This is a genomic window from Steroidobacter sp., assembly GCF_016790065.1.
Classification (GTDB): Bacteria; Pseudomonadota; Gammaproteobacteria; order Steroidobacterales; family Steroidobacteraceae; genus Steroidobacter.
Genome location: NZ_JAEUPY010000148.1, coordinates 19736 through 32067, shown reverse-complemented (window position 1 = coordinate 32067; position 12332 = coordinate 19736). Strand labels below are relative to the sequence as shown.

The 12332-nt window shown below is 61.1% G+C and carries 6 protein-coding genes; all 6 read right to left on the bottom strand.

Annotated features, from left to right (window positions below; translation table 11 throughout):
• A partial coding sequence (locus JNL55_RS06350) for a hypothetical protein (protein ID WP_322111009.1) occupies positions 1 to 1277 on the bottom strand: 1277 nt, incomplete at its 3' end.
• 13 nt (positions 1278 to 1290) lie between these two features.
• Complete coding sequence (locus JNL55_RS06345; protein ID WP_293850865.1) at positions 1291 to 2481, bottom strand: amidohydrolase family protein; 1191 nt, start codon at positions 2479 to 2481, stop codon at positions 1291 to 1293.
• A 36-nt stretch (positions 2482 to 2517) separates the two neighbouring features.
• Entirely contained in the window at positions 2518 to 4545 is a 2028-nt protein-coding gene (locus JNL55_RS06340; protein WP_293850863.1) for a hypothetical protein, read from the bottom strand.
• The gene (locus tag JNL55_RS06335) at positions 4542 to 7679 is read right to left on the bottom strand and encodes an amidohydrolase family protein (protein WP_293850860.1); all 3138 of its coding nucleotides are present in this window, start codon (positions 7677 to 7679) and stop codon (positions 4542 to 4544) included. Before JNL55_RS06335 ends, JNL55_RS06340 begins: the two co-directional genes overlap by 4 nt.
• Positions 7676 to 9673: an alpha/beta hydrolase family protein gene (locus JNL55_RS06330; protein WP_293850857.1), complete on the bottom strand. Its 1998-nt coding sequence runs from the start codon at positions 9671 to 9673 to the stop codon at positions 7676 to 7678. The genes JNL55_RS06335 and JNL55_RS06330 overlap by 4 nt, the downstream gene beginning before the upstream one ends.
• Positions 9673 to 12234, bottom strand: coding sequence for a TonB-dependent siderophore receptor (locus JNL55_RS06325; protein ID WP_293850854.1), 2562 nt, complete (start codon positions 12232 to 12234; stop codon positions 9673 to 9675). The genes JNL55_RS06330 and JNL55_RS06325 overlap by 1 nt, the downstream gene beginning before the upstream one ends.
• Positions 12235 to 12332 lie beyond the last annotated feature (98 nt).

Sequence of the window (12332 nt, the reverse complement as noted above, 5' to 3'; positions counted from 1 at the left end):
CTCTCCGGTCCGCCGTGAATCACCAGGATCAGCGGCCGCTTGCCCGGGAATCGAGTGGCATCCGGGCGATACAGAAATCCGGACACTTCCAGTCCGTCGAAGCTCTTGGTCCGCACCAATTCCGCGTTAGCGTTGCGACTCGCATCCAGTCCGCCGGTCTCACTGCGCGTCCAACGCGTCACAGCTAACGTCTTCGCATCCACAGAATAAGCATCGGACGGCGACTGCGATGAAGACAGCGTGAAGCCAATCGCCCCCCAAGGCGCAATCTTCAAAGAAGACACCACGCCCGAGGGCAGCGACGCCTCTCCCAAAGCTCGGCGCGTGCTCGGCTCGAGCAATCGGAGCCGACTGATGCCCGCTTCGTTCACCACATACGCGAGGAAAGAATTATCCGCCGCGACTTGGAAATCTTCGACATCCCACGGCTGCGCGCCAGCCAACGCGAACGGCTCGAAGGCCGACGTTTTAGGATTGATGGCGCCGAGTCGCAAGAACTCCGAGCCTTCATCGCTAGTCGCATAAATCGTCCCGTCGGGTCCATAGGAAGCGGTCCCGTAGACCACACCGGCCTTCTTGGAGCCGAGCCGCGTCATCTTTCCGGTGCTGAGTTCGAGTTGATACAACTCTTGCTGATTGACCGAAACCGCATTGATCACCAGTGCACGCGCGCCGTTCGGCGCGAAGTCAGCGAAGGACCACCCACCGCCTTGCACCTGAGCCACCAACCGATTCGACTTCGGATCGCGCGGATCGATCAGGTACAGGTCGCTGTCCGTGCCATTCCGGCGAGTGCTGGAATAGCCGAGCTGCGTGCCCTCGTGGTTCCACATCGCGCTGGTGTTGCGGCTCTTACCGTCGGTGAGCAATCGCAGCCGGCCGCTCTCCAACGTATACAACTGATAGAACTCATCGCCGCCGACATCCTTACTCAGCACCAGCACGTCGCCCTTGCCCGGTGCATACCCCACGGCTCCCACCGGCTCGCGTTCGAAGGTTTTCTGCTCGCGCGAGCCACTCGGTGCGGCAACTTCATGCACCTGATTGGTATTGCCAAATCGCGTGGTGATCAAGATGCCCTTGGACTGTGGATTCCAGCCCACAAAGGTCGCCGTGCGCGATTCCATATAAGGCGCGGTGGCGCTACGCAGCTCCGCCGGCACGGCCGGTACCCCGTCGACAACCAGCGCCTCGGGGGCCGGCACAGTCTCGGCATTGGCCATGGCCAAGATGCTGCTGCCAAGCGCAGCGGTAACAACCAGGATCGAACATTTCACAGCAGGACTCTCCTCAATGAATCGTCGCGGAGCGCGACTTTAGCATCCAGGATTGTCGGCCGAACTCGCGACTTCTCGGCCAGATCTCGTCGAGCGTAGCGCCCTCGTAGAGCCGGCCGTTCTTCATCACGTAGCGAATGCTCAAGGTCGCGCGAATATCCAGCAGCGGGTTGCTGTCCAGGACCAGCAGGTCCGCGAGCTTGCCTGACTCGAGCGAACCCAACTGCCGACCCAGGCCAATCGCCTCGGCACTGGCAAGCGTGCCTACTCTAAGACCCTCGTGCGGCGAAATCCCCCCACTTTGGGTGGCCCACAGCTCCCAATGCACGCCCCAGCCCGGAAAGTTACCGTGCGAACCGAGGGCAACCCGGCCGCCGGCGGCGACGATCTTGGCCGCATCGGCAGCGTGACGCTCGAACAGATACGGGTCGTCGACGCCCAGGGAGCGAGCGCGATACGGCAGTCGATCGATGAACGTATGCGGCATGAAACGCCGCAACTTGGCGTCGTCGTGAATCGCGTAGCGACGGTAGAAGTAATCCAACTCCACATTAGTGGTCAGCGTGTAAGCGATACCGCTGCGAGCCATCAGCTCGGTCACATCTCGATACAGCGGCGTGGTATCGATCCAGTGCTCCAGTCCCGAATAGCCGTCGAGGATCAGCGTCAGATTCATTTTGAAGTCTTTGCCGCCTTCGGTGGTCGGCGTCAGACGCTGCTCTTGCGCCGCCATCGCGAACCATTGCCGCTCCAAGCGTCCGCCCACCAGGTACTGCTTGATGGTGTGAGTTCGGTAGTGCTCCGAGTAACGTCGCAACACCTGCCGCGTGTCGGCCAAGCTACGCAGTCCCACCTGAGCAAATACACCGCGCCCCACGGAAAACACTCTGGCGCCAAGCATGTCGCCCACGTCGATTCGATCCGCATAGATCAGCGCGTCCGAACGTTTTGATTGCGGATCGCGCAACGAGGTCACGCCATAAGCGAGACTGGTCGCGTACTCCCACGACACCTTGCGATGAGCATCCCAGATCGGCCAGAGGTGCGCGTGCACGTCGATCAGGCCAGGCATGATCGTCTTACCCGTAACGTCGATGACGCGCGCTCCAGTCGGAACAGCAACTTTGCCCCGCGGGCCGAGCGCACGAATCCGGTTGTCGACGACGACCAGATCGCCGTCTTCGATCACTTCGTAGCCATTCATGGTGATCAACCGGGCGCCTCTTAAAAGCACTGCCCCTCAAGGTCGGTCGCGAGGCAGTTTGAGATTGACCTCGATGCGCTCGGTGCGGCGAGAAGCAAGGTCATAAATGAAGAAGGTACTGCCGAGCGAGTAGTACACGCGTTTCCCGTCAGGAAACCAACCAGCAAAGTCGCCGCCTGGCCCTGCTCCATCGGTTCGCGTAATGCGTCGAATCGGCAGCGGACTCGACGAACCGTCGTCGACCGAGATCGTCGGCGGGGCTGCGGTTGCCACGGCAGGCAGATCGATCAGGTGCAAATCCTGATTCACCAGCGCCAAAGCTCGAGTGCCGTCTGGCGAGATCAATAGATCGTCGGCCGGCTCTTGGGCCTGGTTGGTACCGCCTGCCTCGTCCCAACCGGTGACTGTGAGCAACGGGCGTCGGCTCTTGTCACTGACCACGCCGCGGTCGTACTCATATATATACATCGCGCCGCTGGCACGATTGAAATGCGGTACCCCATGAAACGGTGCATACACCTTACCGGCCGTCAGTGGCATGACGCTGCGGATCGCGCCGCCCTCGGCCGGCAGCTGAATCAGTTCGCTGTTGAGCGGCACCGGTGAAATGTCTCGCCACATGGACATTTCATTCAGCGCCTCGGCACGAGCACGGTGTGAGCTGCGGACAGCAAACAACGACCTACCATCGGGCGAGTACACCAACTTCTCGTAGTAGTAAGCGGTATCGCCGGCGAGTGCTTCGGCGGTCGCGCCGCTCTCGGCTCGAATACGTTTGATGGTGCCGCCTTCGAGTTCCGACCAAGTGGCGTATGCAATGTAACGCCCATCCGGCGACCACGTTGGAAAAAACTCACCGCTGTCATCCGTCGTCAGGCGCTGAGGCTTGCCGTTAGGTAGACGCATGAGCCACAGCCGGTCGAGCGCGGAGAACACCAGCTTCGTGCCATCGGGCGACGGCTTGGCATTACGAATCTCCCGCACCGTCACGGTATCGTCGATCACTTGATCGAAATGCAGCAGCGGACCCAACTTCTGCTCCACTTCGGCCGTGAACGGAATCGCCGCGACTTCGCCGCTCGGCACCGACACTCGCCACAACTTGCCGCCGAAGCTGGTCACGAATGCTGTACCGTCCGGAAGGAACGCACTGCCCGGCATGAGATCGCGGCCGATGTCCGGATCCCTTTGCGCATCGCGCGTCACATTGACGAGCAATGTACGTGTGTCGCCGGTTCGCTGGTCCCGCACGCGCAACTGAGTCACGTCATCGCGACGGCTCGCATAGATGAGATAGCGCCCGTCCGGGCTCACTAAAGGACGCATCGCGCCGCCCGGCTCGTCGGTGAGCTGCACGGACGTCCCTCGCTTGCGATCGAACGACACGACCTGCCACAGACCATGTTCCGCATCGGTCGAATCCGCCGAGATCGCAGCGAACAGCACATCGGGATCGGTGCCGAATGCCGCGCCGGTAAATCCCACCGCTCCGGCACGAGTGAAGCCCACCGGCGTAAGATTGTTGAGCTTGATGCCCGCGGCGCCATCGCGGTGATACATATAAAGCGCCAGATCGCGAGTCTCTCTTCCCCACGCCCAACCGCTGACGCTACCGATGGAACGAGTGACGACGATCGAATCGCCGTCCGGCGTCCACTCCGGCGACATGAACATGTCACCTTTGCGGGACGTCACTGCTCGCGGGTTGCGACCGTCGGCATCGACCAGCCACAAGTTTTCGGCACCGTCACGGTCGCTGACGAAAACAATCGTCTTACCATCCGGCGAGAATCGCGGCTGAGAATCGAACGCCATGCCGGAGGTGATGCGCGCCGCTCGCCCGCCAGCGATAGGCAAGGTGTAGAGATCGCCTAGCAATTCGAACACCAGAGACTTGCCGTTTGGAGCCACGTCCAGCGATATCCACGTGCCCTCATCGGTGGAGAACTTGATCGTGCGCGTCGGTTGCAGTGGCAGCCGTGTAGCGTCGGCCGCGAACGCATCAGGCAGCGCCGCGATGCCGATGAACGCCAACACGCAATACCAATAGTCGCGACAGTTCATGGCGAGCGCTCCTGAAGTGTCGCAGCGTCATACAGCCGCCCGTCTTTCACGACGTAGCGGATCGATTGGGTCTGCGCGATGTCGAGCAACGGATTGCCATCGAGCACTTGCAGATCAGCTCGCTTGCCCGGCGCGAGCGAACCTAGTTCAGCGCCCAAGCCGAGCAACTCAGCGTTCGCAACCGTGGCTGCAAGCAATGCCGAATGCGCCGACAGCCCACCGCTCTGCGTGGCCCACAGTTCCCAATGAAATCCTAATCCCGGTAGCAACCCGCGCGAGCCGACGGTGACTTTGCCGCCAGCGGTCAACAACGCGGCCGCGACAGTCGCCTTCGGTTGGAAGGAATAGTCATCGCCGTATGCGCCGGCCACAGCACGGCCCCGAAACGGCCGCGCCTCGATCTCTGACCACGGCGCCAACCTCAGCAACTTGGATTCGTTGCGAAGATCGTAGCGACGATAGAAATAATCGGCTTGTGTCGAGGCCACGTTGAGGGCGTACGCGGTACCGCTGCGAGCCAGGTACTCGATGACATCGCGATACACTGGAAACATGCGAATCGCGCCGGACATACCGGCGTAACCATCCGCCGCCAGGGTCAGCTTCAATTTGAGATCGCCACCGCCAGCGGCTGTCGGTGACAGTCCTTGTTCTCGGCTGGCAATGGCAAGCCACTGCCTTACCCTGCGTTCCCCGACATGCTCCTGAGCAATCGTTCGAGCGCCGTAGTGTTCGGAGTATCCGCGCAGAAATGCACGCGCTTCATCGAGACTACGCAACTGCGCCGCGGCCGATATTCTAGGACCACTCGAGACGATGCGAGGGCCGAGCGCATTGCCTGACTCCATTGAGTCCGCATCGATCATCCAATCAGAGCTGGCGGGTCGAGTGTCGCGAACCGTCGTCACGCCGTAGGCTAGATTCGCAAGGTATTGCCAACGCTGGTTCGGTGATAGCTCTGCATCAATATCGATGAAGCCCGGCAGTACCGTCTTGCCGCTTATATCGAGCACGCGCGCGTCGGCGGGAATTTCGACAGTGCCGCGTGGACCGAGCGCTGCGATTTTCGAATCGGCAATCACAAGGTCGCCATTCTCGATGACCTGCTCTCCTTGCATCGTAATGAGGCGAGCGCCTCGCATGACCAATGTTTCTGGCGCGCGCGCTGTCGGCCGTCGAATCTCGATGTCCGTTCGAACGATCTGCTGATCTTGTAACGAGTCAGTGTCCACTCGCCGCTGAAACCACGAGCGACCCAGCGACCAGTAAAGCGACTTGCCGTCGACGCTCCAACTGGGAGACTCGCCACCCGTCACGTCGAGCCGACTAGTCGGCAGTATCGCCGCACCAGGCTCATCGAGATTGACGACGGGCGTCTGTGTCTGTGCCCACACCGGAATGGCAACGAGATAGATGCGATCGCGCATCGACGCCACTGCATGCCGACCGTCAGGCGACAGAATCACATCATCCGCTGGCACCGTCCCAAGGCGTGGTCCGATCTCACCACGGCCGACTACCTTCACGATTGCACGCCGCTCGCTGCCATCGAGTCGCATGGACACAAGCCCGTCCTGCGCGTCGTACATAAGTACTCGATCCGACGGCGCACCGAAGTGCGGGCCGCCCTGCGTGGTTGCAGTGACCGGAGCGATGACAGTGATGTCGCCGCCGTTCGCAGGCAGGCTGACCAGATCGCCGGGCGACCTGCGACTCTCCAACTGAGCCTGCCGCGACGAGCGCACCGCCACTAATCGCGATCCGTCGGGTGTATATGCAGGCTTCTCGTAGAACGCAGTCGTTGCAGTCAGACGCTCTGGCGAACCGCGACCATCCGCTCGCATTCGATAGATGTGCCCGCCTTCATCGTCGCGCCAAGTTGTGTACGCCACATACTGACCATCGGGCGACCAAGCCGGGAATGACTCAACCTGCTCGCTTTGAGTCAAACGCTGAGCAGCACCTCGCGAGCTTGAGCCGGCCGAAACATCGACCATCCACAAACGCTCCATCGCGGAGACGACCAACCGCTTGCCATCGGGTGACAATCGCGCATCGCTAATCTTTCGCGCGGTCGGCGCGTCACTGGGCGAACGCTGAGTGAACTTCACCAGCGGCCCCAGTTCCTGCTCGATATGTGCAGTGAACGGAATCGCCGTGGCACGACCCGACGACACATCGACACGCCACAGCTTGCCGCCATAGCTGGTCACGATGCTGGTACCGTCTGGCGTGAATGCCGCACCCGGCATCAAGTCGCGGCTGGCATCATAAGCACCTTCGCGCTGCGCATCTGGCGTTGCCGAACTCACCAGCGTTTGGGTTTCTCCGGACGCCAGGTCCTGCAATCTCAACTCTGTTCTATCGTCTACGCGTGTCGCGTACACGAGATAGCGACCATCGGGGCTGACCATGGGCCGCATCGCGCTGCCCGGTGCGCCGGTGCGAAAGCGAGCCTGAGCTGTCTCACGATCGAATGACACGATCTGCCACGAGCCGTCTCGCATGCCGCCGCGGTTCAGTGCAGCGAACAGTTCACCCGTCGGCCCGAACGTTGCGCCGAAGTAGCGTCCCGCCGCGGAGTTGGACTGGCCTGCGATCGTCAACAATGGAGCGCCACTGACTTTCAGGCCAGCGCCGCCAGCGAGCGAGTACAGATGTAGCGCCACCTCGCCTCGCGTTGCCCAGTCACGCACACCTGCAGCGCCGCTGGCTTTGGAAACGACGATAGAGCCGCCGTCTGGCGTCCATACCGGTGAAATGAAAATGTTGTTGGTTTCGCGAGTGACTTGGCGTGCGTTGTTGCCATCCGCATCGGCGACCCAGACGTTGTCCGAACCGTCTCGGTCGCTGACGAACAGCAGCTGTCGGCCATCGGGCGAATAGCGCGGCTGAGAATCGAACGCCAGCCCCGAAGTGACTCGAACGGCTTGCCCACCACTGATGGGTAGCTGATACAGGTCACCCAACAGATCGAACACGAGGGTCTTGCCATCGCGAGACACGTCGACAGAAATCCAAGTGCCCTCGCTGGTATCGAATGTGATCTGTCGCGTCGGCTGAAGCGGCAGGCTCGCAGCGGCGTCGGCCGTCATTCCCAGCAACAGTAACCAAACCGCACACGCCCACTTCACCGCACGTCTCCCGCGAAGGCCGTCGCGATCCATCCGAGCCAGCGTCCATACATGTCTCGCTGATGCACGGGATCCGACGGCCAATGGCCCGAAATCGGATACGCAACGAACTGCACCGGCGTACCGCTGTCCTTCAACGCTCGATACAACTTGTATGAATGCGTGATCGGAACGCGCTCGTCGCCAGTGTTGGCGAGAATCAGCGTCGGCGTACGAATGCGCGTGGCATTGGCCATGGGCGATTGACGCCAATAGTTCTCGGCATTTTTTTCTACCCATGGCGAACCACCGAAGGCGTGCCCGATAGAGGTGGTGAGATCGCTGAAGTGGTACTGATCGCGCCAATCGGTAATCGCAGCGCCTGCCACCGCCGCGCGCCACGTCTGCGGATAGCGAGATATCAACCAGGCAGTCAGGTATCCACCATACGACCATCCCGACACCGCGATTCGAGTGTCATCGACGATGCCTCGGGCCTGAAGTGCGGCGATGCCCGCCATCACATCGCGCCCGGGGCCTTCACCCAGATCGTCGACGATCGCGCTCTGCACCCGTTCGCCCGCGTTGTCGCTGCCTCTGAAGTTGGGCCGAAACACCAACCAGCCTTGCGTGGCCAGCAGTTGATGAAACCCACCGAAGCTATCGAGCGAGGTTCCAGTCGGGCCGCCATGCAGATCGAGCACCAGCGGATATTTCCGGCCGGCGTCAAACTTCGGCGGGTAGGTCAGCACGCCATCGAGCGCTAAACCGTCCACCGTCCAGGTCACCGTTTCGCTTCGGCCCAGTTCTAGTGCCGCGCTCCATGCATTGAACTGCGTCAGTCGTTGCGGCTTGGAGCGCGCACTGGTCATTACATATATTTCCGCCGCACGTCGAGGCTCGCTACCGATGAATGCGAGCGTGCCATTGCGACTAGCCGACAGTGCTCGCACTTCGGACACGGCACCTGTGTCGAGTCGCTGCGATTTTCCTTCGAGCGGTTGTAGCCACAGCGCGGTTCGCGTGCCTTGATTGGCTGAGAGCGCCAATGTACGGCCCTCGGCTACCCAAGCCATGCCGTGAAAGCTCGCGTCTAGCGCAGGCGTGGCATCGCGGCCGTCAGCGTGGAGCGCAGGCGCGCCGTCACGATTCTTGGCGTCATTCGTGGCGGCGAGATAAATCCGTCGCTGTGAATAGAGGTTGCCACTGCGCGAGCGCGCATACGACATCAAGCGGCCATCCGGGGATGACGGCAGCACTTCGAGCACGGCCACATTGCCGCCCGGCGTCGGCACTTCGGTCACGACTCGACGCGTGCCGCTCTGAACCTCGATGATGCTCAGAGTCGCTTTCGGCGAATCTACTCCACGCGCGGGTTCCGATATGTAGCCAAGGCTTCGGCCGCCTTGCTGCCATTCCATAGCCGTCACATTTTCATCATCCGAGGAGAGACGCCGTGCTTCACCACCATCCGCAGCGACGAGCCACAGTTGCGACGTTACGGATGCAGCCTTGGAGAGATAGCTGCCATCGATGATTTCGAACGAACGATTGAACGGCTCTCGCGCCGCTGACGATGCATCGGTCAAGAACGCGAACGACTTGCCGTCCGGGCTCCAACGAAAGCTATTTACCGCCCCACCGACATTACTGAGGGTCACAGCCTTAGCGAGCCCCTCCTGCAGTGACAGCACATGGATGGCCGCTTCGCCGCCAGCGCTGGCATCGAGCCAGGCTAGCCGATCACCGCGAGGCGACCACTGTGGCGAGCGAACACTGGTACGACCAATCGCCAACTCGCGAATCGCTCCGGTGCTCACATCGACCAACTGCAACGAACGCACCAGACGGTTGTCGACGAAGTCCTGATGCACGCCCACCACCGCCACCTGCCCACCCTCGGGCGCGATGACAGCTTCGATCAGGCGCACTTCCTTGCCCAGATCGGCCAACTCGATGGCAGCAGCGAGCGGCGGCGCTGCCAGCAGCGCCGCCAATAACAATGCTCTGACCATTAGAAGCGATAGGACGCCTGGCCGATGACGGTACGGGCAGGATTGATATGAATGCCCGAGTCGAGGCCGTTGTACGAATCCGAGGTGAAGTATTCCTCGTTGAGCAGGTTGGTCACCGACAGCTGCAAGCGCCAGTGCTCGGTATTGCGGAACACTCGCAAGTCCACTTCGGTGAAGTCGCCGAAGTCGTAGGCCAAGGGCCGGCCATCCGGGCCGAGATCGATGAAGAACGTTTCGCGCCCACGCTTGTGCACGACACCGGCGCCGATGCCAACACCACGCAGTGGTCCCTGTTGCAACTCGTAGCTGGTGAACAACGACAGACCGAAGCGCGGTGCCTCGACGGGCTGCAGACCTTTGTATTGACCATCGGCGAACTCTGCCTTCATCCAGCCGAGCGCGCCGAACAACTCCCAGCCTCGCACGATGGTGCCTTGGAACTCCGCCTCCACACCTCGGCTGCGTTGAGTGCCGATGGGATCGACATACACGGTGCCGGGCCGCGACTGCGCGATGTTGGTTCGTTCCATGTCGAACAACGCCAGCGAGTAAGAGAAACGTTCGCTGTGCGCGCCCTTCAAACCGATTTCCGTCGCCGTGCCTTCCTCGGGATCGACGTAGGTATTGGCGTTGACCAAGCCGGTCTGCGGCGAATAGGTCTCACCGTAGCTGGCGTAGAGGTTCAGATTCTGCGTCAGCGCATAAGTCACGCCGGTCTGCATCGTGAACGAATCGACTTTGACCTCAGCTTTGTTGTACGGAACGGTGCCGGCCAGCACGCCAGCGCCGCAACAGCGCGACCGAGTGCCGTTCTCATCCTTGGAATAGCGGCCGCCGACCAGCAAGATCAACCCATCCAGCGGGCGAATGAACACCTGCGCCGTGGCGCCCGTATTCTTCTGCACCGATCGATACTGCGAGAACACGGTGTAGTCCGTCAGCGACCTCACGGGCGGCACAGCGGTATTGAACGTCGGATCGAAAATGCTCGGGCTGTTGACGTTGACCCGCGAATACAACAACGGATTCTCCAGCGAGGAGTAATCGGCACCGATGAACAATGTCTGCGGGCGGCCCCACAACTCGATGTCGCCATACAAATTGACTTCAGCGCCTTCGAGCGTGAAGCGATTGTCGTTGCGCTCGGCTACCGCATGCAGCGGCACGCCGTCTGCCTGGAACAGCGCAGTGAACTCACGAGCATAGAAAATATCTTGCTTGTTGCGTTGGGCGTAGGCGCGTAACACCCAGCCGTTATCAAAGCCATGTTCCAGTCCCGCCTGGATCAGCTTGGCCTCATGCTCAGCGTTATTCCAGGACGCGCCGTTGAAATGCGAGCGCGGCAGATTCGGCATGACCAGCAACGCAGGATCGAAACCCGTTTCGTACGCCTCATCCCAATCGCCGAGGTACTGCAGACCGCCGCCCCACATGGTGACCGAATCGGTCTTTTGATAATTGACGCGCGCGAACACCGTCGTGTCCTCGCCGATTTGATAACGCAAGGTCGGCGCAATGACCGTGGTCTTCTTGCCGGCGTAGTCCAGGTACGAATCTTCGTCCAGCCGAGCGCCGACCAGGCGATACGCCAGCGCGCCATCGTCGGTCAACGGACCGTAGATATCCGCATCGACGCGATAATGATCGAAGCTGCCGATTTCCGCTTTCAGCTCGCCGCCGAACTCGCTCTTGGGCATCTTGGAAATCGCATTCAAGGTGCCGGCGATGGAGTTCTGGCCGTACATGGTGGAGGTCGCACCCTTCACCAACTCCAGACGCTCGAACGGCGCGAAGTCCAGATTGAAGCTGGAGCGCAGCCGAAAGCCGTCGACCTTGATGGCGTTGTTACTCTGCTGCAAAAAGCCGCGGAAATAATTCACGCTGGCATTGTCGACGCGATGAGTGGCACCGCCGGTCGGGTCGACGCGATACACATCCTTGAAGGTCTTGATGGACGCGAAATCCATCATGTCGCCGGTGATGGCGACGACCGTCTGCGGCGTGTCTTTGATCGACAGCGGCACTTTGAGCGCCGTGCTGGCTTCCGGACCGTGGAAGCGCAGGCCCTGCACGATGACCTCGTCCAGCGTCACCGCCGACGTATCCGCAGCCGCGGCCCCGCCATTGCTAGTCGTTGCCTGTGGGCCGTTGGCATTCTGAGTTTCGGCAACCGCCTGCGCCTGAGCGATCCGTTGCATGCCTGGGCTTTGGGCTACGCTCGCGCCACTCTCACGCGGCGACTGGATGGCCACAGTGTGGTCAGTGAGGAATTTGAAGGTGAGGCCCGTGCCTTCCAGGACATGGGTGAGCGCCTGAGTCGCCGGCAAACCGGCCGGCGCGCCCTTCGAGTATTTGCCTTCGACCAGCGCGGTGACATAAACGATCTGCAGGCCGGTGCGACGCTCGACGATTTTCAGCGCCTCTTCCAGAGGCTGCGCGGCAATCGCCGAATCGGCAGTCCCCTGGGATGTTGCGGTTTGCGCACTGACGGCGGCGCTGGCACCGCCCAGCGCAACGGCGATCGCACACAGCAACTTGAAATTTGCGATTGGGCTCATCATCGACACTCCCCGACATTATTGTGGTGGTATGGCCGCTGGCTCAAGCTAGTTGGCCTGTTGGGAAATGAAGAGTGGCCGCAGCGGGCAGTGTCCACCTG